The sequence below is a fragment of the Enterobacter cloacae complex sp. S2 genome (genome assembly GCF_015159675.1).
GTDB classification, from domain to species: Bacteria; Pseudomonadota; Gammaproteobacteria; order Enterobacterales; family Enterobacteriaceae; genus Enterobacter; species Enterobacter intestinihominis.
Map to the genome: position 1 here is coordinate 1 of NZ_JADDTS010000056.1, position 25,984 is coordinate 25,984.

At 56.6% G+C, this 25,984-nt stretch carries 24 protein-coding genes and 1 pseudogene; 14 read left to right on the top strand and 11 right to left on the bottom strand.

Going from position 1 to position 25,984, the window contains the following annotated elements; translation table 11 throughout:
- Together IPZ49_RS21435 and zupT are read right to left on the bottom strand one after the other, a co-directional pair.
- Window positions 1–554: fimbrial protein (locus IPZ49_RS21435; RefSeq protein ID WP_193762872.1), on the bottom strand; the 554-nt coding region annotated here is incomplete at its 3' end.
- A gap of 266 nt (window positions 555–820) precedes the next feature.
- A complete protein-coding gene (gene zupT / locus IPZ49_RS21440) occupies window positions 821–1,594 on the bottom strand; it encodes a zinc transporter ZupT (RefSeq protein ID WP_022649430.1) in 774 nt (257 codons plus the stop codon).
- 130 nt (window positions 1,595–1,724) lie between these two features.
- On the opposite strand from zupT, the gene ygiD reads away from it, so the two are divergent.
- Window positions 1,725–2,513: a 4,5-DOPA dioxygenase extradiol gene (ygiD, locus tag IPZ49_RS21445; protein ID WP_063146973.1), complete on the top strand. Its 789-nt coding sequence runs from the start codon at window positions 1,725–1,727 to the stop codon at window positions 2,511–2,513.
- 81 nt (window positions 2,514–2,594) lie between these two features.
- Here the strand turns inward: ygiD and IPZ49_RS21450 are convergent, their stop codons facing one another.
- From IPZ49_RS21450 to tolC, 3 genes are all read right to left on the bottom strand, one after another.
- Entirely contained in the window at window positions 2,595–3,755 is a 1,161-nt protein-coding gene (locus IPZ49_RS21450; RefSeq protein ID WP_022649428.1) for a glutathionylspermidine synthase family protein, read from the bottom strand.
- A gap of 2 nt (window positions 3,756–3,757) precedes the next feature.
- Window positions 3,758–4,423, bottom strand: a complete 666-nt coding sequence (locus IPZ49_RS21455; protein ID WP_006811983.1) for a DUF1190 family protein — start codon at window positions 4,421–4,423, stop codon at window positions 3,758–3,760.
- Between the two features lie 190 nt (window positions 4,424–4,613).
- Complete coding sequence (gene tolC, locus IPZ49_RS21460; RefSeq protein ID WP_022649426.1) at window positions 4,614–6,092, bottom strand: outer membrane channel protein TolC; 1,479 nt, start codon at window positions 6,090–6,092, stop codon at window positions 4,614–4,616.
- Window positions 6,093–6,295: 203 nt separating this feature from the next.
- Between tolC and nudF the strand changes: the two genes are divergently transcribed.
- From nudF to parE, 5 genes are read left to right on the top strand one after another with little or no spacing between them, the layout of a single operon-like run.
- Entirely contained in the window at window positions 6,296–6,928 is a 633-nt protein-coding gene (gene nudF / locus IPZ49_RS21465; protein ID WP_022649425.1) for an ADP-ribose diphosphatase, read from the top strand.
- Complete coding sequence (locus IPZ49_RS21470; protein ID WP_063146974.1) at window positions 6,925–7,347, top strand: DUF1249 family protein; 423 nt, start codon at window positions 6,925–6,927, stop codon at window positions 7,345–7,347. Before nudF ends, IPZ49_RS21470 begins: the two co-directional genes overlap by 4 nt.
- Before the next feature lie 27 nt (window positions 7,348–7,374).
- Entirely contained in the window at window positions 7,375–8,202 is an 828-nt protein-coding gene (cpdA, locus tag IPZ49_RS21475; RefSeq protein WP_023298619.1) for a 3',5'-cyclic-AMP phosphodiesterase, read from the top strand.
- Window positions 8,202–8,783, top strand: coding sequence for an esterase YqiA (yqiA, locus tag IPZ49_RS21480; RefSeq protein ID WP_023306967.1), 582 nt, complete (start codon window positions 8,202–8,204; stop codon window positions 8,781–8,783). The genes cpdA and yqiA overlap by 1 nt, the downstream gene beginning before the upstream one ends.
- Window positions 8,784–8,811: 28 nt before the next feature.
- Window positions 8,812–10,704 carry a DNA topoisomerase IV subunit B gene (parE, locus tag IPZ49_RS21485; RefSeq protein ID WP_063146975.1) on the top strand — a complete coding sequence of 631 codons (1,893 nt, stop codon included), beginning with the start codon at window positions 8,812–8,814 and terminating at the stop codon, window positions 10,702–10,704.
- A gap of 126 nt (window positions 10,705–10,830) precedes the next feature.
- Here the strand turns inward: parE and IPZ49_RS21490 are convergent.
- Window positions 10,831–12,960, bottom strand: a pseudogene (locus IPZ49_RS21490) (TonB-dependent siderophore receptor).
- Window positions 12,961–13,344: 384 nt separating this feature from the next.
- Between IPZ49_RS21490 and IPZ49_RS21495 the strand changes: the two are divergent.
- From IPZ49_RS21495 to IPZ49_RS21515, 5 genes are read left to right on the top strand one after another with little or no spacing between them, the layout of a single operon-like run.
- Window positions 13,345–14,157: an ABC transporter ATP-binding protein gene (locus IPZ49_RS21495; RefSeq protein WP_023306964.1), complete on the top strand. Its 813-nt coding sequence runs from the start codon at window positions 13,345–13,347 to the stop codon at window positions 14,155–14,157.
- Window positions 14,154–15,137 (top strand): iron ABC transporter permease, encoded by a 984-nt coding sequence (locus IPZ49_RS21500; protein ID WP_022649420.1) that lies wholly within the window; start codon window positions 14,154–14,156, stop codon window positions 15,135–15,137. Before IPZ49_RS21495 ends, IPZ49_RS21500 begins: the two co-directional genes overlap by 4 nt.
- Window positions 15,134–16,174, top strand: coding sequence for an iron ABC transporter permease (locus IPZ49_RS21505; RefSeq protein ID WP_063146976.1), 1,041 nt, complete (start codon window positions 15,134–15,136; stop codon window positions 16,172–16,174). The genes IPZ49_RS21500 and IPZ49_RS21505 overlap by 4 nt, the downstream gene beginning before the upstream one ends.
- A gap of 9 nt (window positions 16,175–16,183) precedes the next feature.
- Window positions 16,184–17,134, top strand: a complete 951-nt coding sequence (locus IPZ49_RS21510; RefSeq protein WP_023306962.1) for an iron-siderophore ABC transporter substrate-binding protein — start codon at window positions 16,184–16,186, stop codon at window positions 17,132–17,134.
- Window positions 17,131–18,006: a MurR/RpiR family transcriptional regulator gene (locus IPZ49_RS21515; protein WP_015571883.1), complete on the top strand. Its 876-nt coding sequence runs from the start codon at window positions 17,131–17,133 to the stop codon at window positions 18,004–18,006. Before IPZ49_RS21510 ends, IPZ49_RS21515 begins: the two co-directional genes overlap by 4 nt.
- A gap of 465 nt (window positions 18,007–18,471) precedes the next feature.
- Here IPZ49_RS21515 and IPZ49_RS21520 read toward each other — a convergent pair whose 3' ends face one another.
- Window positions 18,472–19,311 carry an AraC family transcriptional regulator gene (locus IPZ49_RS21520; protein ID WP_022649417.1) on the bottom strand — a complete coding sequence of 280 codons (840 nt, stop codon included), beginning with the start codon at window positions 19,309–19,311 and terminating at the stop codon, window positions 18,472–18,474.
- Between the two features lie 166 nt (window positions 19,312–19,477).
- On the opposite strand from IPZ49_RS21520, the gene IPZ49_RS21525 reads away from it, so the two are divergent.
- The 3 genes from IPZ49_RS21525 to IPZ49_RS21535 are packed head-to-tail and all read left to right on the top strand — an operon-like array spanning window position 19,478 to window position 23,805.
- Window positions 19,478–21,292, top strand: a complete 1,815-nt coding sequence (locus IPZ49_RS21525) for a DUF2264 domain-containing protein (protein WP_063147136.1) — start codon at window positions 19,478–19,480, stop codon at window positions 21,290–21,292.
- Window positions 21,293–21,323: 31 nt separating this feature from the next.
- Window positions 21,324–22,589, top strand: coding sequence for an oligosaccharide MFS transporter (locus IPZ49_RS21530; RefSeq protein WP_022649415.1), 1,266 nt, complete (start codon window positions 21,324–21,326; stop codon window positions 22,587–22,589).
- Window positions 22,590–22,617: 28 nt separating this feature from the next.
- Window positions 22,618–23,805 carry a glycoside hydrolase family 88 protein gene (locus IPZ49_RS21535; RefSeq protein WP_045622724.1) on the top strand — a complete coding sequence of 396 codons (1,188 nt, stop codon included), beginning with the start codon at window positions 22,618–22,620 and terminating at the stop codon, window positions 23,803–23,805.
- Window positions 23,806–23,817: 12 nt separating this feature from the next.
- Here IPZ49_RS21535 and IPZ49_RS21540 read toward each other — a convergent pair whose 3' ends face one another.
- The 4 genes from IPZ49_RS21540 to IPZ49_RS21555 form a co-directional block, all read right to left on the bottom strand.
- Complete coding sequence (locus IPZ49_RS21540; RefSeq protein WP_063147135.1) at window positions 23,818–24,345, bottom strand: hypothetical protein; 528 nt, start codon at window positions 24,343–24,345, stop codon at window positions 23,818–23,820.
- Window positions 24,346–24,384: 39 nt separating this feature from the next.
- Window positions 24,385–24,825: a peptidoglycan-binding protein LysM gene (lysM, locus tag IPZ49_RS21545; protein ID WP_022649412.1), complete on the bottom strand. Its 441-nt coding sequence runs from the start codon at window positions 24,823–24,825 to the stop codon at window positions 24,385–24,387.
- Between the two features lie 151 nt (window positions 24,826–24,976).
- A complete protein-coding gene (locus IPZ49_RS21550; protein ID WP_003862506.1) occupies window positions 24,977–25,291 on the bottom strand; it encodes a putative quinol monooxygenase in 315 nt (104 codons plus the stop codon).
- A gap of 30 nt (window positions 25,292–25,321) precedes the next feature.
- Window positions 25,322–25,903: an NAD(P)H-dependent oxidoreductase gene (locus IPZ49_RS21555; protein ID WP_063147133.1), complete on the bottom strand. Its 582-nt coding sequence runs from the start codon at window positions 25,901–25,903 to the stop codon at window positions 25,322–25,324.
- Window positions 25,904–25,984 lie beyond the last annotated feature (81 nt).

Genomic DNA, 25,984 nt, shown 5'->3' on the forward strand with positions numbered 1-25,984 from the left:
TTGTTCGCACCTTCCTTAGCCGTGGCTTCAACCTGGCCTGCCGTCGCAGTTTTACCCGTGGGGACTTCCATAACCGCTTTGAAATGCAGCGTCTGGGTGGTTGATCCTGCCAGCAACTCAACCTCGTTGGATTCTCCCAGCGTGATAGCAGCCTCCGCATTATCCAGCAGACGTACACCCACGTTCTGCGCACCACTTGCATAGGTGTTACTCATCAGGCTGGTGTCTGTCGCGTCTGTCGCTGCGCTGGTGAAGGTGACATCCACTTTGGTAATTGGCGTGTCGGTTTCGTCTGCCGGATCGTCAAGCTGGCAGTTTTCCAGATTAATATCGACCGGAACCGGCGTGGATTTTTTGTTGGCGTTGATAACGGCCGTAGTCACTTCACCCAGATCGACTTCTTTATCAACGCTGTCTGGTGCGATGCTGCACGGTGCGTCAATAACAACACCTTTGAATTTGATTTTGCCAGAGCCTTGATCTTCAGCAAAAGCAGAACCCGACACAATGCCAGCCATAGCCGCTGCTAACAGTAATTTCTTACCCATATACATGGAAATATCCTTTTTCAGAGTGATTCATAATGTGAATATTAATTTCAGTATGCTTGCAAAGTATACGGATTGGGGTGGAAATACGCGATTAACGTGACTTAAATATATTTGTAGGTGCTTTTAATTAATATTTTCAGGCTATCTTAAGAGACGCCTTTTTTTGAAATTCTAATGGGTTTATATTTGGTGAGTTATTATAGGATAAATATATAGGATTGTTATTTTGAATAGTATAATGCCTCCGTATGAAACGGAGGCATTAATTCTTAACCAATACCTGCCGTTTGTAGCAGAACCAGACTCATCCCCATCACTGACATTCCACACAGCACGCCGTAGCTTGGGTTATTGTTGGGATCGATCTCTTTTGCCAGCGGCATCAGCTCATCGACAGAGAGCGCGACCATAATCCCGGCCACGGCAGCCATAATTGCAGCCATTACAACCGGGGATACGAGGCTACCGAGGATCAGCCACGCCAGCACGCCGCCGAGAATTTCAGCCATCCCGGAGATACCCGCCCAAAAGACAGCTGTACGTTTTGAACCCGTGGCGGCATAAACGGGCCCGGCAACGGCAAGTCCTTCAGGAATATTGTGCAAAGCAACGGCCAGCGCGACACCAAAACCCATTTCCAGGTTGCTGCTGGCCGTGACATAGGTGGCGATACCTTCCGGAAAGTTATGCAGGCTGATACCCAGCGTCAGCAGAATGGCCGTGCGTTTGATATTGCCAGGGATGGGGGCAACGCTTTTTTGCATTAGATCCTGCGGGTGCGCGTGAGGAAGGATACGGTCGAGTGCAAAATAACCCAGCAGGCCAATGATAAACATGCCATAGCCCAGAACAGGCGACATCCCTTCGGCGTGAAGCGCGGCGGGCAGCATCTCCATCAGCGAGATAAGCAGCATGATCCCGGCGGCGAAACCCAGCGAGAAGGCCAGCAGGCGATTAGAGGGTTTTTGACCGAGTACCCCAAGGAACGCACCGATAAAGGTCGCGGCGCCCGCAAGTAAGGTCAAAATCAAAGGTACTGACATGCATTCTCCTTAAGCGATATCTGGCATTCAAATTTCCTGATGATGATCTTCACGGTTATCTACGTTCATCTTCACCTGAATGCGCGTAATGTAGGCCCATCACTTTGTCACTTCCTCTAAGGATATCACCATGTCTCCTTCTCGTATGCCAGCACTGTTTTTAGGCCATGGCAGCCCCATGAACGTTCTGGAAGATAACGTCTATACCCGCGCCTGGCGTCAGCTGGGTAAGACGTTACCGCGTCCGAAGGCAATTGTGGTGGTCTCTGCGCACTGGTTTACCCGGGGTACCGGCGTGACGGCCATGGAAGCGCCAAAAACGATCCATGATTTTGGCGGTTTTCCGCAGGCGCTGTACGATACGCATTATCCGGCCCCCGGTTCGCCTGAGCTGGCGCAAACGCTGGTGGATTTGCTGGCACCTTTCCCGGTCACCCTGGACAAAGAAGCCTGGGGCTTTGACCATGGCTCATGGGGCGTGCTGATTAAGATGTATCCTGATGCGGATATCCCGATGGTGCAACTGAGTATCGACAGCACCAAACCGGCTGCCTGGCACATGGAGATGGGGCGTAAGCTGGCTTCGCTTCGTGATGAGGGCATCATGCTGATTGCCAGTGGCAACGTGGTGCATAACCTGCGTACGGTACGCTGGCACGGTGAAAATACGCCGTACCCTTGGGCAACAGCCTTTAATGACTATGTAAAAGACAACCTGACCTGGCAAGGGCCGGTAGAAACACATCCGCTGGTGAACTATCTGGATCACGACGGCGGTTCGCTCTCTAACCCGACGCCGGAACACTTCTTGCCATTGCTGTATGTATTAGGCGCATGGGACGGTCAGGAGGTTATTACAACACCGGTCGACGGTATTGAGATGGGGAGCTTGAGTATGCTGTCGGTGCAGGTGGGGTAAAACATGCCCGGTGGCGCTGCGCTTACCGGGCCTACGCTCGACATGTAGTCCGGGTAAGGCGAAGCCGCCACCCGGCAAGTCTTATTCAATAAAAATATGCGGGTAGAAACGCGACAGATCCTGCGTAATCAGCGCGCGATCTTCGCGAATACCAATCCCGGCAGGCTGATCGTTAATAAGCCAGCTGCCGATCAGCGTATAGCTGTCGCCAAACTTCGGCAGTTGATAAAACGCCTGGACGATCATCCCTTCCTCACCGTACGGCCCTTCAACCGCTTCCAGCGTTTTACCGTTTTCGATAATCGAGACGTTCGCGCCTTCACGGGAGAAGATTGGCTTAACGACGTATTTCTCCATCGGCGGGAAATCATCTTCGGCAAAGTAAGCAGGCAGCAGGTTCGGGTGGTTCGGGAACATCTCCCACAGCATTGGCAGCAGGGCTTTATTGGAGATAATGCTCTTCCAGGCTGGTTCCAGCCAGCGCACACCGGCGTCTTCCAGCTTGGTAGAAAACATTTCGCGCAGCATGTATTCCCACGGGTAGAGCTTGAACAGGTTGCTGATCACCTGATCCTGCGTGTCCGTAAACTGACCTTTTTCACCTAAACCGATCTCTTCGATATAGAGGAATTCCGTCGCCACTTCCGCTTCGGCTGCGCAGTCCTGCAAATACTGAACCGTACCGCGATCTTCTTCGGTATCGCGACAGCAGGCGAGGTGCAACAGGTTGAAACCGTGCTGTTCACGCAGTTCGGCGAAACGCTCAATCAGTTTTTCCTGAAGGCTGTTGAACTGGTCGCTGCCTTCCGGCAAGTTTCCGGCATTCGCCTGATCTTCCAGCCAGATCCACTGGAAGAACGCGGCTTCGTACAGGGAGGTTGGCGTATCTGCGTTGTTTTCTAAAAGCTTCGGTTCACCAACGCCATCCCATGCCAAATCGAGGCGAGAGTAGAGCGAAGGCTGGTTCGTTTTCCAGGACTGACGAACAAAGCTCCAGGTGTGCTTCGGAATGCGGAATTTGGTCATCAGCTCATCGCTGTCGATGACTTTCTCTACCACCTTCAGGCACATCTGGTGCAGTTCTGCGGTCACCTCTTCAAGCTTTTCGACCTGCGCGAGCGTGAGCTTATAGTAAGCGTCTTCACACCAGTACGGCTCGCCGTACATGGTGTGAAAGTTGAAACCGTATTCGGTGGCTTTTTCGCGCCAGTCCGGGCGCTCGACAATACTGACTCGTTCCATGATCAGCCGCCCATTGAGCGAGTCGAAGAGCCGGTCGCACTACGCTGCATGGTGGTTTGTTTCGCCACAGACTCACCGAAGCCGCCACGGGTAATGGTGCTGGTAGTGGCTGGTTTCGGTGCCATCGCGGTTTTCGGTACGGTCATCGTACGGCCAGGCGTTGCAGCACCGTAACCCTTGCCGGTGGCATCAGTGTATTTACCGTACGCCGGGCTGTTTGGGTTTTTAGAACTAAACAGCGGTTGCTGCTGGTAGCCCGCGCCGCCGCTCATCAGACGGCCCATCATATAACCCGCCATCAGAGGCATCCAGAAGCTACCGCTGGACTGTGCCTGCGCCTGGTTTTCCGGCGCCATACCTGCCTGAGCAGGAGCCTGCTGGCACTGGCCTTCGCCGAATTCGGCTACACAGTCTTCGCGTGAGGCATATTTCGGCGCGGTACGTTCTGCCTCTTTCAGGGCGTTGTTATAGGCCGTCGTACACTCGGCGGCTTTACCGGTTGCGCTCGCACAATCGTCAGCGTTTTGATAGAGCGACACCGTTTCGTCGCTTTGCTCACAGCCTGCCAGCATAAAGACGGCGGTGACCGCCAGCGCGACAGGTGTCAGGTGGCGTGCGTTCCAGCTTTTGCGGAACGACGCGTGATTCATCGTTTTTGTCCGTTTCATATTTGTCTTCCAGGACCCAGGGGTATTAACGCTCAGGATAGAGGATGAGTGGTTGAAAATGAAGCGAAGAGGGGCGAAATCCGGGGGATCTTTACGTTGGCTTACGTTCGGGGGGGATTAATGTGCTCCCTCTCCCTGTGGGAGAGGGCTGGGGTGAGGGCATCAGGCCGCACTGGGCCTGATGACACACTTAGTTGCGGAACGGATTCGTGCCGCTGCTGGCAGGTGAGGTGCTGCGTGCTGCCGCTGGCTGTGCAACCGGGGCGCTGCCGTTAGCGTTGAAGTTATCAACCGCGGCATCCTGCTCTGGATTTTCCGGCGCCACGCTGTCAGGCGACGTGGATACCGGTTTACCCAGCGTACTGTTCAGCATTTGCAGATCCTGCTCGTTCAGCGTACCCAGCGCCTGCTTGATGTTCAGCTGGTTAATCAGGTACTGGTAACGTGCGCTGGAGAGCTGCTGTTTCGCGTTATACAGCGTGGTCGTTGCGTCTAACACGTCAACGATGGTACGCGTACCGACGGAGTAGCCTGCTTCCATCGCGTCCAGAGAGCTTTGCGCAGAGACAACGGCCTGTTTGTAAGCGTTGATGCTACTGATAGAGGCATTGACGTTGTTAAAGGAAGAACGCACGGTCTGCACCACGTTACGGTGCGCGCTTTCCAGCTGCTCGCTGGCGCCCACAAAGTTGTACTGCGCCTGTTTCACCTGAGAGTTAACCATCCCGCCCTGGTACAGCGGCAGAGAGAAGCTGAGGCCCACTTTGTTCTGGCCAACGTTGCTGTCGTCATAGGCCTGAGACGTCGTTTTAGACCCGCTGTAGCTGGTATCCGATACGCCGGTAGAGGCGCTCAGGCTCAGGGTTGGCAGGTGACCATCCTGTGCAAGGCGGATCTGCTCGCGTGCCAGATCCTGGCTCAGGCGCGCCTGCAATAAGGTCAGGTTACGGTTTTCCGCTTCTTTCAGCAGAGCATTAACCGCCTGCGGTTTGTCCGTTTTGAAACTGTCCACGTTCAGAGAGGCCAGCTCAGGATAGTAGTTACCGGTGACCTGACGCAGTGCTTCCAGTGCGTTGTCGAGGTTGTTACGTGCGGTCACTTCGTTAGCCAGTACGGTATCGTACTGTGAACGGGCGTTCTGCACGTCCGTGATCGCGACCAGGCCTACGTTAAAACGCTGGGTGGTTTGATCTAACTGGCGGTAAATCGCCTGTTTCTGCGCTTCGGTATAGGAGAGCGCGTCAATCGCGCTCAGCACCTGGAAATAGGCGGTCGCGGTATTCAGGATCAGCGTTTGCTGATCGGTCTGATAGGTGACATCCTGAATGCCTGCGCTCTTTTCCTGCAAACTCAATTCACGCCATTTGGACATGTCGAACAGGGTCTGTGTAAGCTGTAAAGAGGCGCTGGTGGCATTCGAGTCGATGCCATTGTTATCGCGAAAACCGTTAGTGTAGGTATAATCTGCACCTAAGCCTAACTGCGGCAGCAGTGGACTACGTGCTTCGTTAATCTTTTCAAACGCAGCATCACGATCGGCCGCTGATTTACGTAAATCAGGGTTGCCCAGACGTGCCTGCTGGTAGACCTGTAACAGGTTCTCTGCCTGGCTCATTGCACTGAAGCCCGTCAGGCTCAGGCCGATAAGGATGGGGAGCAATTTCTTCATTTGCATTCCTTGTTGTGAAGCAGTATTAGCGCTGATCTAATTAAAAATAATTGCCGATTCTAACAGAATCATCCACACCAAAAGGTTGGCGTAACGTGCCATCTGGCGGTAATTTGCTCCAATCTACCATATAGCCATACAAACGGCAGCCAAACAGCCTTGAAATTCACAATTTCATCACCATTGCTACCAGGACTCGACCGATGCAAAAACCAGAAAACGTGCCTGTCACCTTCGCCAAAAACGATGTAGAAATTATTGCACGAGAAACGCTTTATAGCGGTTTTTTTTCAATGGAACTTTACCGTTTCAGGCATCGCCTGTTTAACGGTGAAATGAGCGGTGAAATCAAACGCGAAATTTTTGAGCGCGGGCATGCGGCAGTCTTGCTACCCTTTGACCCAGTGCGTGATGAAGTCGTGCTGGTCGAGCAGGTCCGTATTGCGGCGTATGATACCAGCGAAACGCCGTGGTTGCTGGAGATGGTGGCCGGGATGATCGAGGAGGGTGAGTCGGTCGAAGACGTCGCTCGCCGCGAGGCGCTGGAAGAGGCAGGCCTGGCGATCGGTCGGACGAAACCGGTGTTGAGCTACCTGGCAAGTCCGGGGGGAACAACGGAACGCTCATCTATTATGGTGGGCGAAGTGGACGCCACGACAGCGAAAGGGATCCACGGTCTGGCAGATGAAAACGAAGATATTCGGGTTCATGTGGTGAGTCGGGAGCAGGCTTACCAATGGGTAGAAGAGGGTTTAATCGACAACGCAGCGTCTGTCATCGCCTTGCAATGGCTGCAACTGCATCATCAGAATTTACGAAACGAGTGGAAAAAATGAAGCGCTATACACCTGACTTCCCAGAAATGATGCGCCTGTGCGAAACCAATTTTGCCCAGCTGCGCCGCCTGCTGCCGCGAAACGACGCGCCCGGCGAAACGGTAAGCTATCAGGTGAGCAACGCGCAGTATCGGTTAACGATAACAGATTCAACGCGCTACACTACGCTGGTGGAGATTGAGCAAACGGCGCCGAGCATCAGCTACTGGAGCCTGCCGTCAATGACGGTACGTCTTTATCATGATGCGATGGTCGCTGAAGTGTGTTCAAGCCAGCAGATCTTTCGCTTCAAAGCGCGGTATGATTATCCGAATAAAAAGTTGCATCAACGCGACGAAAAGCATCAAATTAACCAGTTTTTAGCCGACTGGCTAAGATATTGTTTAGCACATGGAGCAATGGCGATTCCGGTTTGTTAGCGTCATAAACCTACCTAAGGACACCATTTGGAAAGCCTGTTGAACCTGACTGTTGCTGGTGGGGCGCCAGTCAGGATATTACAAATCACCGACACCCACCTTTTTGCCGAAAAGCATGAGACGCTTCTGGGCGTGAACACCTGGGAGAGTTATCAGGCGGTTCTTGACGCGATCCATGCTGAAAAGCGGCCATGCGATCTGATCGTCGCGACAGGCGATCTGGCGCAGGATCAATCCTCCGCAGCCTATCAGCATTTCGCCGAAGGAATTGCGAGCTTTAGTGTGCCTTGCGTCTGGCTACCGGGCAATCACGATTTTCAGCCCGCCATGTACAGTTCGCTTCAGGAGGCGGGGATTTCGCCGGCAAAATGTGTCTTTACGGGGGACCAGTGGCAAATTCTGCTCCTCGACAGTCAGGTGTTTGGCGTTCCGCACGGTGAGTTGAGCGACTATCAGCTTGACTGGCTGGAGACAAAACTGGCCGCCGAACCGAATCGTAATACGCTGCTGTTACTGCATCATCATCCGCTGCCGGCGGGCTGTAGCTGGCTTGATCAGCACAGCTTACGCAACTCTGCGGCGCTGGATAGCGTGCTGGCGAAATTCCCGCGCGTGAAAAATTTGCTGTGTGGGCACATTCACCAGGAACAGGATCTCGACTGGAACGGTCGCCGCCTGCTCGCGACGCCGTCCACCTGCGTGCAGTTCAAGCCCCATTGCGCTAACTTCACGCTGGACACCATCGCACCGGGCTGGCGCTGGCTGGACCTGCATGCCGACGGCTCGCTGACCACCGAAGTGTGCCGTCTGGCTGGCGCGCAGTTCCGCCCGGATACCGCTTCAGAAGGCTATTGATGTCGACGCTCCTCTATCTGCACGGGTTCAACAGTTCTCCGCGTTCCGCAAAGGCGACGCAGTTTCGCCAGTGGCTGAGCGAACATCATCCGCACGTGGAGATGATTATTCCGCAGCTGCCCCCTTATCCGGCGGACGCGGCAGAAATGCTGGAATCGATTGTGCTTGAACACGGCGGCGAATCGTTTGGCGTTGTCGGCTCGTCCCTTGGCGGCTACTACGCCACCTGGCTGTCGCAATGCTTTATGTTGCCCGCTGTCGTCGTTAACCCGGCGGTCCGGCCATTTGAGCTGTTAAGGGACTTTCTTGGCGAAAACGAGAACCCCTACACCGGCCAACAATATGTGCTAGAGTCACGCCATATTTACGATCTCAAAGTTATGCAGGTCGACCCGCTTGAAGCGCCCGATCTTATCTGGCTGCTGCAACAGACGGGAGATGAAGTGCTGGATTACCGCCAGGCAGTGGCGTATTACGCATCCTGCCGCCAGACTGTAGAAGAGGGCGGAAACCATGCTTTCACGGGCTTTGAAGATCATTTCACCCAGATTGTCGATTTTCTTGGACTGCACAGCCACTGACAATCAATGCGAATTGCTAGCTTAAATCATGACGCAAACCTATAACGCTGATGCCATTGAGGTACTCACCGGGCTTGAGCCGGTTCGCCGCCGCCCGGGGATGTACACCGATACGACGCGCCCAAACCACCTGGGCCAGGAAGTAATTGATAACAGTGTGGACGAAGCGCTGGCAGGTCATGCCAAACGCGTGGACGTTATCCTGCACGCCGATCAGTCGCTGGAAGTCATCGACGATGGCCGCGGCATGCCGGTGGATATTCACCCGGAAGAGGGGGTTCCTGCCGTTGAGCTGATCCTCTGCCGTCTGCATGCGGGCGGTAAGTTCTCCAACAAAAACTACCAGTTCTCTGGCGGCTTGCACGGCGTGGGGATCTCCGTGGTTAACGCCCTGTCAAAGCGCGTGGAAGTGAACGTCCGTCGCGACGGACAGGTGTATAACATCGCGTTTGAAAACGGCGAAAAAGTGCAGGATTTGCAGGTCGTCGGGACGTGCGGTAAACGCAACACCGGCACCAGCGTCCATTTCTGGCCTGACGGAAGCTTCTTCGACAGCCCACGCTTTTCTGTTTCCCGCCTGACGCACCTGCTGAAAGCCAAAGCGGTGCTGTGCCCAGGCGTAGAAATCACCTTTAAAGATCACGTTAACAACACCGAACAGAGCTGGCGCTACGAAAAGGGTCTGAACGACTACCTGTGCGAAGCGGTTAACGGCCTGCCGACCCTGCCGGAAAAACCGTTCGTCGGGAATTTCGAAGGTGATACCGAGGCGGTGGACTGGGCGCTGCTGTGGCTACCTGAAGGCGGTGAGCTGCTGACGGAAAGCTACGTCAACCTGATCCCAACGCTGCTCGGGGGGACGCACGTCAACGGCCTGCGTCAGGGTCTGCTGGATGCGATGCGCGAGTTCTGCGAATACCGCAACATTCTGCCGCGCGGCGTGAAGCTTTCCGCAGAAGATATCTGGGACCGCTGCGCCTACGTGCTTTCCGTGAAAATGCAGGATCCGCAGTTTGCCGGTCAGACTAAAGAGCGCCTGTCGTCACGCCAGTGTGCGGCGTTTGTTTCCGGCGTGGTGAAAGATGCGTTTACCCTGTGGCTGAACCAGAACGTTCAGGCCGCAGAAATGCTGGCTGAAATGGCGATCTCCAGCGCCCAGCGTCGTCTGCGCGCGGCGAAGAAAGTGGTGCGTAAAAAGCTGACCAGCGGCCCCGCGCTGCCGGGCAAGCTGGCGGACTGTACCGCCCAGGATCTCAACCGCACCGAGCTTTTCCTGGTGGAAGGGGACTCGGCGGGCGGATCGGCCAAGCAGGCGCGCGATCGTGAGTATCAGGCGATCATGCCGCTCAAGGGTAAGATCCTCAACACCTGGGAAGTCTCGTCTGATGAAGTGCTGGCCTCGCAGGAAGTACACGATATCTCGGTGGCGATCGGCATCGATCCGGACAGCGACGATCTGAGCCAGCTGCGCTACGGCAAGATCTGCATTCTCGCGGATGCGGACTCCGATGGTCTGCACATCGCCACGCTGCTGTGCGCGCTGTTCGTGAAGCACTTCCGCACGCTGGTGAAAAACGGTCACGTCCACGTGGCGCTGCCGCCGCTGTACCGTATCGACCTTGGCAAAGAAGTCTACTATGCGCTGACGGAAGAAGAGAAAGCGGGCGTGCTGGAACAGCTGAAGCGCAAGAAGGGCAAACCGAACGTGCAGCGCTTTAAAGGGCTGGGCGAGATGAACCCGATGCAGCTTCGCGAAACGACGTTGGATCCGAACACGCGCCGTCTGGTGCAGCTGACCATCAGCGATGAAGATGAACAGCAAACTAATGCCGTAATGGATATGCTCCTTGCCAAGAAACGTTCTGAAGACCGACGTAACTGGCTGCAGGAGAAAGGCGATATGGCGGATATTGAGGCCTGATGCTGAAAAAGCCCTGCGATGCAGGGCTTTTTTTTGCCCGGTGGCGCTGCGCTTACCGGGCCTACGATCGATCCCCTCGCCCCTCTGGGGAGAGGGTTAGGGTGAGGGGAACGCCTCGCACTGACGTCAAAACTCCATCTTCACCGTAAACTGCACTTCACGCGGGTCGCCAATCTGGTTGCCCAGGTTATTGGTCGCAATCGACGACGTGTAGTAGGTCTTATCAAACAGGTTTTTCACGTTCACCTGTAGCGTCACCGGATATTGCAGCTTCATTTTGTACGCCGCAAATGCATCCGCCACGAAATAGCCCGGCAGATAATAATCCGCACCGTTAGTCGCTGAACGACGGCTCACGCCGTGCCCGCCGCCGCCAATTGTCAGCGTATTCCCGGCAAACGCATTGTGAATATCGTACGTCAGGAACAGGGAGCCGGTATGGCGCGGCACGTTCGGCAGCGGTTTGCCCGCGTAGTCCGGGTCTTCCAGCACCTTCGCATCGGTATAGCCGTAGCTGGCGATAATGTTGGTGTTCTCGGTCAGCGATCCGGCGAGATCCACTTCGACACCCTGCGAGCGCACGCGGCCCGCGGTTTTGGCGACGGTTTCATCACCGATGCTCTCGGTGTACAGCACGTTGCGCTTGTGGATATCAAACAGCGCGATGTTGGCGGTAATGCCGTCGAACAGGTCGAATTTAGCACCTATTTCATACGCGTTCGACGTTTCCGGCGGCAGGTCGCCGATGTAGCTCGCAATGGACGACTGCGGCATAAACGTCTGGGAATAGTTAGCAAACAGGGAGACTGCCGGCGTGAGCTTGTATACCAGGCCCAGCTTCGGCGTCCACTAGTCGTCGCGGCTGTCGGTGTTGACGTTAAACGGACGGCCTTTGCCCGCGTACTGGGTGTAATACTGGTAGCGCAGTCCGGCAACGGCGATCCATTTATCGGTCAGGTACAGCGCGTCCTGCGCGTAAGCGGAGTAGCTCTCCTGCTTGATGGTTTGATCGCTGTCGGATGCCGAGACGGTGGTGCACTTGCCGAGGCTGCCGTAGCTCGGGTTGTAAATATTGAAATCCTTAACGTTCTTACAACGGATCATGTCCGTACGCAGCAGATCGTAATTCTCATACGACACGCCGGTCAGGATCTCATTGTAAAAGCCCGCGATGTCCACGTTCCCCTGCAAATCTGCCCGCGTTGTGTGCATACGCTGGGTCGAACCCTGGGTCGCATCCACGCGGCGGGTCAGGTTGCCGGTTTTTGAATCGTAGGCCATCACGCGAGCCTGGTTATCGCTGTACTTATCCTGGCTGTAGCTGTAGTCGAACTTCGCGGTCCACTGGCTGTTAAGGCGATACTCCGCGTTAAGCTGAGCGAGGTCGGACTGACCGTCGGTCACGTTAAATGGCTCATCAAAGCGGGTTTTGCGATCGACGTCGACGGCCTTTTTGGTGTTGAGATCGAAGATCGTTCCGCGATCGAACGGCGTTTTATAGTCGCGATGCGAATAGAGCACGGTCACGGTGGCATCATCGCCGAACCAGGTCAAAGACGGGGCAATAAAGGTGCTGCGTTCGGTGCCGAAATTACGCCAGTAATCCTCGTCCTGATACTCCCCCGTCAGGCGATAGGCCAGACGCGTACCTTCAATCGGACCGGTGACGTCAAACTGTCCGGTACCGCCGCCAAAGCTGGTTGATGTGGCAGAAATCGAGCCGCCGAAGGTTTTCTCCGGGCGTTTGGTCACCACGTTAATCAGGCCGCCGGGGTCGAGAATACCGTAAAGGGTCGAGGCCGGGCCTTTTAGCACCTCCACGCGCTCGGTTGCGGCATTGAAGCTGCGCGGCAGCACGGTGCGCAGGCCGTTGGTCATGATCGAGCCATCGCGGTTTGCGCCGAAGCCACGGCGCACGAAGGCATCCTGCGTGCCGCCCAGGGTGTTGGTCTGCACCACGTTGCTGACGTTATACAGCGCCTCGTCGAGCGTGGTCGCGTTTTGGTCTTCCAGCACTTTATCGCTGACGGTATTGACCACCTGCGGGATGTCCAGCATCGGCATGTTGGTCAGCGTGGCGGTGGAGGTGTTCAGGGGCTGATAGCCGTTGGTGGCGTCGGTGGAAGCGTAAGGGTCGGCAGTGACGGTAAGCGTCTCACCGTCTTTTGCTGCTGCGTGCACCAGAGGCGCCATGAACAGGAGTGAAAAGAGCGCGCGCCCTTTTACCCCGGCGAATGAAGGTGTGAACTTAGCCATTACATCTGTTTTCCCAAAATATCCTGCGATGAAATGCTCGCGGAAGAATGTGTGAGTCATTGCCCTTACGGTCTGTCCGTTAGCCTCTACGGCATCGGACTTGTAATTGAGAATCATTCAAGCATGAGGAGGTGTAGTAGTAAACGGAATAAATAAAAATTTCGCTACAGAGGTTTCTCTATGGCTAATACGCGTTGGTTTCTTGTTTAAGGCATTGAAAATAGTCGATAAAAATGAATTTTAATTTGTGCAGAGATGCTCAGTTATCCCTGGGGTTTACAGGGTGTATCTTCGCTTGACTACTACATGGCGCGGCGGCAAACTCACAAAAGAGAATGAGTTTTATTTTTATTTGTTGGTTTTTTTTCTTACGTTGGCGTTCACGTGGCTCACTACATCAAAAAGCCGGGACTGGTTCTTGAGAACCTCTCCGCGGGTTACCAGAAAAAAATCATCGTTGATGATATCTCCCTTGCGATCCCCCAGCAGAAAATGACTGTTCTGGTGGGCGCAAACGGCTGCGGAAAATCGACGCTGTTAAGTACCCTCGCGCGGCTGCTTCAGCCGCTCGGCGGCAGCGCGGTGCTGGACGGCAAAGCCATCCACTCGCAGCCAACCAAAGCGGTCGCCCGCCAGCTCGGGATCCTCCCGCAGTCTCCGCTGCTTCCAGAAGGGTTAACCGTATTTGAGCTGGTCTCGCGCGGACGTTTCCCCTGGCAGAACGTGATGCGCCAGTGGAGCGAGGAAGACGAGCGGGCCGTGGAGGAGGCGTTACGCCTGACCGGGACGGCAGAGTTTGCCCATCATCTGGTTGAAAGCCTGTCCGGCGGCCAGCGCCAGCGCTGCTGGATCGCCATGGTACTGGCGCAGCAAACGCCCTATATCCTGCTGGATGAACCCACGACGTACCTCGATCTTCGCTACCAGGTGGAGATCCTCGAACTGCTGCACACGCTGACTCGCCGGCACGGGCGCACCGTGGTGGTGGTTCTGCACGATCTCAACTTCGCCGTGAACTACGGTGATTCGCTGGTCTTTTTACGTCAGGGAAAGGTTGAGGGGGTACTGCATGAGGGCGATGCCTGCACGCCGGAGCTGATCAAAGCGGTGTTTGATGTCGACGTGCATATGTCGGTTAACCCGCTGACCGGCAAGCCGTTCTTTATGCCGTTCCGTCAGGCTGTCGACAAACCATGATGCGCACGTCTGTGGCCTTTATTCTCTTTACGCTGCTGCTTCTGGCAGGCGCGATTGCGCACCTGAGCATCGGGGCGCGCGTTATCGCCCCCCGGACGGTAGTAGACGCATTTTTCCACTTCGACCCGCGCAATTTTGAGCATAGCGTGATCGTCAGGCTGCGCTTGATGCGACTGTGCGCCGCCCTGGTGACGGGCGCGGCGCTCGGCGTCGCGGGCGTGCTGCTGCAGTCAGTGATCCGCAACCCGCTCGGCGAGCCGCATATCCTGGGGCTTAATGCAGGGGCGGCGCTGGCGGTGGTGCTGACGAGTGCCCTCGGGCTGTCGCTGCCGTTTGGCCGCCCTCTGATAGCCGCAGCTGGCGCCGCCGCGCTCTTTTTGCTGGTGCTAACGTTCTCCTCATCCGGGCGTACCGGTCTCACGCCGATGAAGGTCACGCTATGCGGCGTGGCGATGTCGGCATTTGCCTCATCGATAACCGCCACGGTGTTGATTCTGGATGAACAGACGCTGCTGGCCATGCGGACCTGGCTTGCGGGGGATGTGGCGGGAGTCATCGGCGAGACGACCGCTAGCGCCGCGGGGGCCGCTGCCGTGGGTTTTGCGCTGGCGCTCTGGCTGTCGCCGTCGCTGAACATGCTGGCGCTGGGGGACAGAATGGCGCAGGGGCTTGGCGTGTCGCTGCTGAAAACGCGCCTGCTCGCGCTGCTGGCCATCGCCCTGCTGTGCGGCGCGGCGGTTTCAGTTGCCGGACCGATCGGATTTATCGGACTCGTGGTGCCGCAGCTGATTCGCCGTCTGGTATCAGTGGACCTGCGCGTGATGGTGCCGCTCTCAGCCCTCTGCGGGGCGCTGGTTCTGCTGATGGCGGATATCGCCGCCCGCACGCTGTTTACGCCGTATGAGCTGGCAACCGGCGTGATGACTGCGCTGGTCGGCGCGCCGGTCTTTATCCTTATGGCGTCAAGGATGTTCAAATGAACCGGGCTGGATTGAGGGCAGTACGATTTTCCTCCTTCTCGGCGCTGGTTCGCCCGAGGGCGCTGCTGTATCTGACCGTTTTAATCCTTGCCGTTTTACTGCTGCTAAGTTTTGGCCTGACGCACGGCTCGCTGCCCATTCCTGCTTCCGCCATCGGACGTGCGCTGTTTTATCCTGAACGTCTGACGGCGGATGCGCATTACATTGTGATGGATATCCGCCTGCCTCGCCTGCTGATGGCGGTGCTGTGCGGCGCGATGCTCGGCATGGCGGGGGCGGCCATGCAGTCCATTACCCGCAACGGCCTTGCTGACCCCGGACTTATCGGCGTGAAAGAGGGCTGTAGCGCGGCGGTGCTGCTGCTGATTTTTCAGTTTCCGGGATTGGGGCCGTACTGGCGTCCACTTATCGGCATGGCCGGTGGGCTGCTGACCGCGCTGCTGGTAGTGGCGCTGGCGCGTGATATCTCGCGCCCGCGATTCATCCTGATCGGCATCGGCGTGTCATGGGCGTTTGCCGCCGCGATGGGGGTCTTTATGACGACCGCCGACGTGCGCGACGTCCAGACGGCGATGCTGTGGCTGGCGGGGAGTCTGCATGCGGCAAGCTGGACGCTGATCAGCATCGCTGCTGCCTGGACAGTGCCTGCGTTTGCGCTGCTGCTCTTTACCGCGCGCGCCGCAGACGTAGCCTTGCTCGGCAACCACACTGCGACGGGGCTGGGCGTGCGGACTTCACGCCTCGCACTGCTGCGCGTGTTTGCCCCCGTGGTGCTCACCGCGGCCTGCGTCTCCTGCGTGGGGAGTATCGGCTTTGTCGGGCTGATTGCCCCGCACATGGCGCGCCTGCTGCTGCGCGGAGGGCAAACGGCACTGCTGACGGGAAGTGCCGTACTGGGCGCGCTGCTGGTGCTGCTGGCGGATAACGTCGGGCGGCTGGCATTTCTCCCGTTGCAGCTGCCGGCGGGAATTGTCATTTCACTGATTGGCGGACCGTTTTTCCTGCTGCTGCTCTGGCAGCGTCGGGATCGATTTTAGGGGATAGAAATGCGCGTATTTTTTGCAATGCTGGTGCTGGTGGGTTTTGCTGCAGGAGCCGCAGAGCCAACGCAGACGTTTACTGACGACCTGAACCGCAAAGTGGTGGTGCCGGTTAACCCGAAGCGGATTGTGTCCCTGCACGACCTGGATATCACCATTCCGCTGATCGAGCTTGGCGTACCGCCGGTTGCCAGCCATGGCCGAACCCGACCGGACGGCAGCCATTTTCTGCGCTCCAGCGGCATGCTGACGGGCATCGATTTTGATAATTCCGACATCACATTCATCGGCACCGCCGATATCGATATTGAAGCCATCGCCGCGGCGAAGCCGGATCTTATCATCACCGAGCCGACCCGCAACACGCCGGTCGAACAGCTGGAAAAAATTGCCCCGACGGTGAGTATCGATCACCTCGACGGCGGCGCGCCGGAGATCTACCGCAAGCTGGCGCAGCTTACCGGGACAGAGGCGCGGCTGAAGATTCTGGAGCGTCGCTATCAGGAGCAGATCGAGGCGCTAAAGGCGACCATCGATACGAGCAAACTGACCGTCTCGGTGATTCAGGCCAATCAGGGCAAAATCAACGCCATGCACAGCTACCACTCGCTTGGGCGCGTGCTGCGCGACGCAGGGTTCAGGTTCCCGCCGCTGATTGAGAGCATCCCGGAGGGCGGGCGCATCGACGTCAGCGCCGAGCGCCTGCCGGAGCTGGATGCTGATTTTGTCTTTGCAACCTGGCGCGGGGACACCGGCGGAAAACCGCAGGACGAGCTGGCGGCGATGGATGCGGTGATGCCGGGCTGGTGTCAGTTTCTCAACGCCTGCCGAACCGGGCATTACGTGCTCATCTCCCGCGAGGAAGCGATCTCAAATTCATTTGCATCGCTGGGGCTGATGGCCGCGCAGGTGCAGTCGCAGATAGCGGGCCGTCCGCTGCCGGAGGCCGCAAGATGATCCGAAAAATTGATGTCTACGGCGACCGCCTCCGCTCGCGGGCGCACCAGCTGACGCCGCGCCTGCTGCAGGTGGCGAGCTATATCAATGAAAATCGTGAAGCGGTTATGGAGCAGACGGCAATGGAGATTGCCGCTGTGCTACACACCTCGGACGCCACCGTGGTGCGTGCCATTCAGGCGCTTGGGTTTGGCGGGCTGCGGGATCTCAAGCAGACCCTGGAGCAGTGGTTTGGCCCGGTGGTCACCTCCAGCGAGAAGATGTCCACGACGGTAAACACGCTTACCAGCGACGTCGACGCGAGCATCGATTTTGTGCTGGAAGGCCATCAACACACCTGCGCGGTGTTGTCCGAACCGGGCAACCGCTACGCGATGGCGCAGGCGGTGTCGCTGCTGGCGCAGGCGAGACAGGTCGCTATTTTTGGCATTGGCGCATCCGGCATTCTGGCTGAGTACACCTCGCGACTGTTTAGCCGTATAGGCCTGCCTGCGATCCCGCTCAACCGCACCGGTATTGGCCTCGCCGAACAGCTGATTGCCCTACAGCGCGGTGACGTGCTGGTAATGATGGCGCAAAAATCCGCGCACCGGGAGGGACAGACCACGCTGCGCGAAGCGAAGCGCCTGGGTATTCCCACCATTTTGCTGACCAACGCCACTGACTCGCGCTTTAGCAAAGAGGCAAGCGTAGTGATCCACGTCCCGCGCGGCGGCGAGAAGGGCAAAATCCCGCTGCACGGCACGGTGCTGCTGTGCCTGGAGATGATTATTCTGTCCGTCGCCTCCACCGAGCCGCAGCGCACCATCAAGTCGATGAAGCGCATCAACGAGTTACACCGCGGATTAAAGCCGGGCAAGAAGAGCGGTTGATTTTCCCCCTCTCCCCGTGGGCTGAGGGATCCCCAGTAATTTTTTATGCAGAAGCAATAAAGTTGCTTTCTAAATGACTGAGGGCTGTCAGCGATGCCCTGGTCCGGCTGTAAATCGCTGAGGCGTTTCCTGCAGGCCGGGGCGAGGCGCAGGGATGCGCCGAGAGGGCGGCTTTACAGGGACGTTGCCTCCGCCCGTACCCGATAAGCCGGAAGGAATAAGCCGAGGGCACCGCGAAGCGGCGATTTACCGCCGGGAGCCCGGGTCGCCAGGGTGGTGGCGACTGAGCCACCCTGGCACGTTCACCGGTCATGTCGTTACAGAGTAGCAAGGAACATAAAGTGAACGGAATGACCACCACCGCCGTATGTTCCCCTCACCCTAACCCTCTCCCCGGAGGGGCGAGGGGATTGCTCAGTGCTCGCATTAATTTGTGGGGAACCCTCAGCCCCGTGGGTGAGGGCGTCAAACCGCACGATGGTTCTTCCGGTACTGCAGCGGCGTCTCGCCAATCCCTTTTTTAAACGCGCTGATAAACCACGTCACGTCGGAAAAACCCGTCTGTGCGGCAATGTCACGCACGCTCGAATCAGTGTGGAGTAAACACTCACACGCCTTACGCAACCTTAGCGTATTCAGGTAGTCGTGAATTTTTTCGCCCGTTTCCGCATGGAATTTTCGCGATACGTAGCTGCGGGATTTTCCCAGCTCATTGGCCAGCGCATCCAGACGAAATTTCTCCTGATAATGCTCGTCGAGCCAAAACATCACCTGGCTGGCGATCCCCTGGCTGTTTCCCGGCTCGCCGTCGCGATCGTCGGGCAGCATCGCGAACAGGCCTATCAGCAGGCTGGCGATGCTCTCGCCGTTCATCGGCGGTTTATAGCAGCTAAACAGATGGTCGATATGGTGATGGAAGTGGGCTAAATCGGCGACCCACGCTTCGCCGCCACGGCGTGACAGCCGCTCCAGACGCTGCCGGGTCTGGGGAAAATCCCGCAGGATCTTCAGCACCGCGTGCTGGTCGAGATGAATAATGGTGCGGCGGTAAATTGCCTCCGCCTGTTCGTCCACCATGACCTTGTGCAGCGTAAAAGGCGGGAAGAAAAACAGCCGTCCGGGGCGCATGGTGTAGTGACGATTATCGACAATCGCTACGCCAAAGCCCTCTTCCACATAGAGGATCTCCAGACACTGGTGCCAGTGATGGTAGCGCACGGTATTGGCAAACAGGCGGCTGAACGAGGCCACGGTATCGTTCAGGGCGATCAGTTCCAGAAGATCGGATGTCGGCGTGTCGCGCATAGTGCAATAAAACTCAACTTTTTCCCGTCTGACCGTCTTTATAAACCACCTTTTTAAATTTTCTCAACTGGAGGTTTATTCATCGTTCATGCCTGTGACACGGCTAACATTTCTGCCCCTTGCGGATTCACTATGCTTTGCCGCAGTTGATTACGAGGGCGAACCGATGTGGGCGGCAAACATAGAAAAATCAAATCCGTTGTCTTCACGCCAGGATGTAGTGGCGTCGTTGAATGCACTTTTACAGGCGCTGGACACGCAATTTCCGGCGAACCGTTCACGATTCTCGCTGGGTGATACCTGCGCCCATTACACAGCGGATATTGCGCAGATGGAGGGACTTTCCCGCGCGCTGTGGGGGCTGTTTCCGCTGATGGCATCCGGCGAAAGCACGCCGTTCAGCGAGAAGTACCTTACTGCCATTAAGCTTGGTACCGACCCGCAAAGCACCGGCTACTGGGGTGAAACCGGCCCGTACGATCAGCGTCTGGTAGAGATGGCGGCCTACGGTCTGGGGCTCGCTCTGCTGGGAGATAAACTCACCGCGCACTTTACCGGGCGCGAGGTGATGAACCTGCACGCGTGGCTCAACCAAATCACCGACGCGCAGATGCCGGACAGCAACTGGAACTATTTTGCCATTATGGTCCAGCTCGGCTTTAAGCGCGCCGGCCTGCCGTACGATCAGGCCGCCATTGACCACCGCTTTGCGCTGATGGACGCCTACTATCTCGGCGACGGCTGGTACTCCGACGGTCCCGGCCGCCCGAAAGACTATTACATCTCCATGGCTTTCCATTTTTACGGCCTGATTTACGCCACCCTGAGTGACGACGAGGCGAGGGCAAAGGTGCTGCGCGAGCGCTCGCGTCTGTTCGCGGAAGACTTTATCTACTGGTCCGCCGCCGATGGTGCCTCGGTGCCGTTTGGCCGCAGCCTGACCTACCGCTTTGCCATGGTTGCCTTCTGGAGCGCGGTGGCCTTTTCTCAGCTGGACGTCTTCACCCCGGGTATCGTGAAGGGCATTGTGCTGCGGCATCTGCGCTGGTGGCAGCAGCAGTCGATTGTCGATCGCGACGGTATTCTTACCCTGGGGTTTGCGTATCCGAACCTGGCGATGTGCGAGGATTACAACTCCCCCGGTTCACCGTACTGGGCGCTGAAAACCTACCTGATCCTGGCGCTGCCGGAGGCGCATCCGTTCTGGCAGGCCGACGAGCAGCCGCTGCCCGCGCTTGCTGAAAAACATGTGATCCCGCATGCGCAGCAGATCCTGATGCATTCGAAAGCTTCGCAGCACGTCGTCATGCTCACCGCTGGTCAGCTGGAGCTGAATAACTACGTCAACACCGAAGCGAAATACACCAAATTTGCCTACTCCAGCCGCTTCGGATTCACCATTGAGCGCGGGCGTTTTGGCCTGAAGCATACCGCCTGCGATTCCATGCTGCTGCTGGCGGACGAAGATGACTATTTCCGCGGTCGTCGCGAGTGCGAAGAGGTTCGGGTGGATGAACATTACATTTTCTCGCGCTGGTCGCCGTGGCGCGACGTGCAGATTGCGACCTGGCAGATCCCGTTCGGGGAGTGGCACCTGCGCCTGCACCGCATCAACAGCGCGCGCACTCTGCAAACCGTCGAGGGCGGCTTTGCGGTGATGAAAACCGCCCACCAGGTGCGTGATCGCGGTTGTTATCTGATGGCTGAAAACGGCAGCAGCGTCATTGTCGATCTTTCGCCGGTCATTCACCGCCAGCCAGACAGCATCGTCACGCCGCCGAACAGCAGCATTATGTTTGCGGAGTGCGCTTCCATTCCGTTGTTAAAGGCCGACCTCCCGCAAGGGGAAAGCTGGCTCTGTTGCGCCGTTCTGGCTGGCGGAAAACAGCCCGTTGCGGCGACGCCGCAGCTGAATATAACCCATAGCCGGGTCGTCATTAGCGAACCCGGAAGCGAACGTAAGCTGTCGTTCACATTATAAAAATCTGGCCCTACACGTCGGCGAGGATGATATGAAAAGCACATCGACAACTAACAGAACTGAATATTACAAAATCAGTAGCTTTATCTTTCTCTATTTCTTTACCTGGTCTGCCAGTATTGGACTGCTGGCGATCTGGCTTGGCCAGAAAGCCAATCTCAGCGGCTCGGTGATTGGAACCGTTTTTGCGGTGAACGGGATATTCTCCGTTATTCTTAAACCGATCTACGGCTATATTCTCGATAAGATCGGCATGAGCAAATACCTGCTCTATTTTGTGGTGATCATGTCGGCCCTGATGGCGCCGTTCTTTATTTACGTATACCAGCCGCTGTTAATGTCTAATACCCTGCTGGGGATTATTATCGGCGCGCTCTATTTAAGCTTTGCCTGGTACGCGGGTGTGGCGGCGTGCGAATCGTATTCCGACCGCTTTAGCCGCTTAAACGGCATGGAGTTCGGGCAAATTCGCATGTGGGGTTCGCTCGGCTGGGCGGTGGCATCGTCCTTCTCCGGCCTGCTGTTTAACCTCTCACCGGCGTATAACTTTATTCTCGGCAGCGTGGCGTCGGTGGTGATGCTGATCGTCCTGCTGAGCCTGAAAGTGAACACTAACTCCATTCACGCGGGCGAGGTGCTGACGAAAGAGAAAATCGCCCCGTCAGACGTTTACGCCCTGCTGCGAAACCGCAAATTCTGGGCCTTCTGCCTGTACGTGGCGGGCGTGGCGTGGATGATGTTTATCGCCGAGCAGCAGTTCTCGCGCTATTTCGTCACCTTCTTCGATGATATTCATGAGGGCAACGCGGTATTCGGTTATCTCGGGACCGTGCAGTCGGGCATGGAATTTGTCATGTATATGGTGGTCCCGCTGTTTGTGAACTTTATTGGCGCCAAACGCGGGCTATTAATTGTCGGGCTGGTGGTCGGGGCGCGTCTGATCATTTCCGGCATGTGTGATTCTCACCTGTTAATTTCAGTGCTTAAGCCGCTGTACGGTCTGGAAATTTGTCTCCTGCTGGTGTCGGTATTTAAATATATCGCCGAGCATTTCGACAAGCGCGTCAATGCCACCATGTATTTACTCGGCTATCAGGCAATGCTCTACGTTGGCAACGTGGTGGTCTCTTCCCCTGCCGGCTATATGTATGACCGTATTGGCTTTGAGCACACCTATATCATCATGGGCGCAACGGCGCTGACCTTTACCCTTATTTCTGCTTTTACGTTATCCGCCTGTCAGAGCAAATGGCGCGGGGCTCGTGCGCTGAACGTAGCAGAAACGTCAACACGATAAATTACGCCGTCAAAGAAGGAACCGAAATATGTTAAGTCGTATCAAAGAAGAACGTCTGCCTGTTATCGCTGCGCCCGTTGACTCCCGCGCATTCAGCGATGAACTGAATTCGGCGCGCAGCCACGTTCTGGACCTGATTAGCCGTCATTTAACGGAGTTCGGCGACAAATTCCCGGCGGAAACCTGCCAGAACGGTTTTTATCCGCTGACTGACAACGTGGAGTGGACCACCAGCTTCTGGACCGGGCAGCTATGGCTGGCATGGGAGATGAGCGGCGAGGAAAAATTCCGCGCGATGGCGGAAAAACACGTGCGCTCGTTTGGCCTGCGCATCGCCGGGCGCAACGACACCAACACCCACGATTTAGGCTTCCTCTACACGCTCTCCTGCGTAGCCGCGTGGCGGCTGACCGGAAATCGCGAGGCGCGCGGCTTCTCGCTGCTGGCGGCGGAAGCTCTGCTGGAACGCTTCCACGAGAAAGCGAAGATCATCCAGGCGTGGGGCGATCTCTCCGATCCGGACCAGGCCGGGCGGATGATCATCGACTGCAACATGAACCTGCCGCTGCTCTACTGGGCAACGGAGCAGACGGGCGATCCGCGCTTTGCCGACGCCGCAAAAGCGCACGTCATGCAGGCGGCGACGTACCTCATTCGTGACGATGCCTCCACCTTCCACACCTACTATATGGATGTGACAACCGGCGCACCGCGCTACGGCAACACCCAGCAGGGTTACGCCGACGACTCCTGCTGGTCACGCGGGCAGGCGTGGGGAATTTACGGCTTCCTGCTGAGCTATATCTATACCGGCGACGAGACGATGATCGCCCTGTCAAAACGGCTGGCGAACTACTTCCTCAATCGCCTGCCCGACGACTACGTCTGCCACTGGGATCTGGCGCTGGTGGGCACCGACGCGCTGCGTGATTCTTCCTCGGCGGCGATTGCGGTATGTGGGCTGCTGGAGCTGGTGAAACACCTGCCGGTCACGGATCCGGATCGCGAGCGCTATATGGAATGGGCTAAAGGCATTATGTCGTCACTGACGAAACACTATCTGATGGGGAGAGAAGAAAAGGGCAACGGGCTGCTTAAACACTCGGTTTACCACCTCGGGAGCAACAAAGGCGTGGATGAGTGCGCAAGCTGGGGAGATTACTTCTACGTTGAGGCGCTGGTGCGTTTCACCCGGAGCTGGAAACTGTACTGGTGACTGGCCGGGGGATTACCATCCAAGCACGTCTTTAATGACGCGCCGGTAGGGCGTATCAAGCTGGGCAGGCACGCGGCAAATATAGTCCCGCGCATGGCTGCGGGTCTCTCCGCTGAGGCCGTCGAGATAAGCGATGGCTTCGTCCACGGCAGGAACCCTGCCTTCCTGTGACGCGCTTCTCGGCGGGAGCCCGGTCCAGATGATCGCTTCAATACCTTTCTCCCTGGCCCATGTTGTCAGGATACCCGTGTCGCGTCCGGTGATTAGTAGCGAGCCAATACCATCGCAGCGATCCTCGGGAATGGCTTCGCGCTCATGCAAAGCGCGGCAGGCCACGCTCAACGTCGTGGCCTCCAGCCATGCCCAAAGCACCGGCACGGCAGGGGCATTCATACAGATGGCGGTCGCCAGTTCACCGCCATCGCTGACCCGACAGAACTCGACGGGCAAAGAAGGCCCGTCGGTCTGCCACTCACCGGCTACCGGTAACGCGCCGCTTTTCCAGATTAACGAACCCCAGCCAAGACAAGCTATTTTCATTCTGTTCCTCTGCGCGACGTGAACCGACTGTTTTAGACGTTATGCTTTAGGAATACGCAGCGTCTGGCCGGGATAGATTTTATCGGGGCTGGAGAGCATAGGGCGGTTAGCCTCAAAAATCTTGTTGTACTGGTTAGCATCGCCGTACACGGTTTTAGAGATCGCGCTCAGGGTATCGCCGGATTTCACCGTATAGTAAGTAGCTTCATCTTTGGCATCTGTCGCAGTGATGTTGTTCTCCACCTCGCTGACGCCTGCGATGTTGCCGACGGCGACCTGGATTTTTTCTTTCTGCTCCTGCGTCAGCCCGTCGCCCGTCACGCTGGCTTTGCCGTCGGTGACGTCAACCTGAACCTTATCGGAACCGGGAATGTTGAGTTTCTTGAGGTGCTCGGTGATTTTATCGCTCTGACCCTTATGATCGGTCAGATTGTCCCACAGCTTTTCGCCTGCTTCTTTTACGAAATTAAAAAGACCCATTCCATCCTCCTGTTTAACATGAAGTCAGAATAAGCATAGCAGTTGAGTGTTAAGGTGATAAAAAAAGCCCGGTGGCGTTAACGCTTACCGGGCCTGGGAGGGAAGTTGTAGGCCGGGTAAACGCAGTGCCACCCGGCAAATTTCACAGAACTTAAACCCCTTGCTCCAGAATACGAATATGGGTTTCCAGAACGTCCCCTTTCACCGCGTCGCTCCACGCTTTCATATGCGCGGTCTGCAAATGCGCTTCAAGGTGCGCGACGGTTTCCCACTGCTCAACCATGATGATCGAGTCTGGCGCGGTCGCCTGGAAGCTTGCGCTGGTGGCGGCGTCCACCATTGGCGCGTAGCCGTGGCAGCCTTCTTCTTTCAGTACGGTCGGGATGATCTTTGCGAACTCATCCAGCACCGCCTGGCGGTGATGTTGGCCAGGACGCGTACGGATTTCAGCAATAACGGTAAGCATAATTAACTCCTTCTAATTCCAGGCTACCAGTTAAGCAAAAATTTCCGCGAGATGCTTGCGATATTCTGCGATATAGCGTGGGACGTCCGGCATTTTAATTACGTCATTGACGATAAAGGTCGGCAGCGGCTCCATAGCCAGGAACTGATTCGCCTTGTGGAATGGCAGATACGCGCCGTCTACGCCTACGCCTTCAAAGAACTGATCTTGCTCGGTGAACGCTTCAAGCGGGGCATTCCAGGTCAGGGAGAGCATGTATTTCTTGCCCTGCAACAGGCCGCCGGAACCGTATTTTTTAGACGCGTCTGAGCGGGTGCGGCCGTCGCTGGCATACAGCGAACCGTGACCTTCGGTAAACACATCGTCCATGTATTTTTTCACGGTCCACGGTGCGCCCATCCACCAGCCCGGCATCTGCCAGATAACCACGTCGGCCCACAGGAAGTTCTGCACTTCGGCCTTCACGTCGTAAGCGCTGTCCGCGCGCACAACCTTAACATCATGTCCGGCGTCGCGCAGGAAACCATCCGCGACCTCGGTCAGGGTGTCATTGAGCTGGCCTTTAGAGTGCGCAAATTCTTTCGCGCCGTTGATAATCAGAATGTTGCTCATTATTTGTCCTCGATGCTGAGAGTATGCCAGGTATTCTACGCGCGAGGACGGAGCGGAAAAATAAGCAAAATGTGCAAAGTC

Excerpts from the sequence above, each read along its gene's own strand:
- IPZ49_RS21540 (WP_063147135.1), bottom strand. The coding sequence starts at position 24,345 with ATGAAAATAGCTTGTCTTGGCTGGGGTTCGTTAATCTGGAAAAGCGGC.
- IPZ49_RS21535 (WP_045622724.1), top strand. The coding sequence starts at position 22,618 with ATGTTAAGTCGTATCAAAGAAGAACGTCTGCCTGTTATCGCTGCGCCC.
- IPZ49_RS21510 (WP_023306962.1), top strand. The coding sequence starts at position 16,184 with ATGCGCGTATTTTTTGCAATGCTGGTGCTGGTGGGTTTTGCTGCAGGA.
- parE (WP_063146975.1), top strand. The coding sequence starts at position 8,812 with ATGACGCAAACCTATAACGCTGATGCCATTGAGGTACTCACCGGGCTT.
- ygiD (WP_063146973.1), top strand. The coding sequence starts at position 1,725 with ATGTCTCCTTCTCGTATGCCAGCACTGTTTTTAGGCCATGGCAGCCCC.
- IPZ49_RS21550 (WP_003862506.1), bottom strand. The coding sequence starts at position 25,291 with ATGCTTACCGTTATTGCTGAAATCCGTACGCGTCCTGGCCAACATCAC.
- IPZ49_RS21450 (WP_022649428.1), bottom strand. The coding sequence starts at position 3,755 with ATGGAACGAGTCAGTATTGTCGAGCGCCCGGACTGGCGCGAAAAAGCC.
- IPZ49_RS21455 (WP_006811983.1), bottom strand. The coding sequence starts at position 4,423 with ATGAAACGGACAAAAACGATGAATCACGCGTCGTTCCGCAAAAGCTGG.
- zupT (WP_022649430.1), bottom strand. The coding sequence starts at position 1,594 with ATGTCAGTACCTTTGATTTTGACCTTACTTGCGGGCGCCGCGACCTTT.
- IPZ49_RS21515 (WP_015571883.1), top strand. The coding sequence starts at position 17,131 with ATGATCCGAAAAATTGATGTCTACGGCGACCGCCTCCGCTCGCGGGCG.
- IPZ49_RS21470 (WP_063146974.1), top strand. The coding sequence starts at position 6,925 with ATGAAGCGCTATACACCTGACTTCCCAGAAATGATGCGCCTGTGCGAA.
- IPZ49_RS21505 (WP_063146976.1), top strand. The coding sequence starts at position 15,134 with ATGAACCGGGCTGGATTGAGGGCAGTACGATTTTCCTCCTTCTCGGCG.
- tolC (WP_022649426.1), bottom strand. The coding sequence starts at position 6,092 with ATGAAGAAATTGCTCCCCATCCTTATCGGCCTGAGCCTGACGGGCTTC.
- IPZ49_RS21555 (WP_063147133.1), bottom strand. The coding sequence starts at position 25,903 with ATGAGCAACATTCTGATTATCAACGGCGCGAAAGAATTTGCGCACTCT.
- IPZ49_RS21525 (WP_063147136.1), top strand. The coding sequence starts at position 19,478 with ATGTGGGCGGCAAACATAGAAAAATCAAATCCGTTGTCTTCACGCCAG.
- IPZ49_RS21530 (WP_022649415.1), top strand. The coding sequence starts at position 21,324 with ATGAAAAGCACATCGACAACTAACAGAACTGAATATTACAAAATCAGT.
- IPZ49_RS21500 (WP_022649420.1), top strand. The coding sequence starts at position 14,154 with ATGATGCGCACGTCTGTGGCCTTTATTCTCTTTACGCTGCTGCTTCTG.
- nudF (WP_022649425.1), top strand. The coding sequence starts at position 6,296 with ATGCAAAAACCAGAAAACGTGCCTGTCACCTTCGCCAAAAACGATGTA.
- IPZ49_RS21520 (WP_022649417.1), bottom strand. The coding sequence starts at position 19,311 with ATGCGCGACACGCCGACATCCGATCTTCTGGAACTGATCGCCCTGAAC.
- lysM (WP_022649412.1), bottom strand. The coding sequence starts at position 24,825 with ATGGGTCTTTTTAATTTCGTAAAAGAAGCAGGCGAAAAGCTGTGGGAC.
- yqiA (WP_023306967.1), top strand. The coding sequence starts at position 8,202 with ATGTCGACGCTCCTCTATCTGCACGGGTTCAACAGTTCTCCGCGTTCC.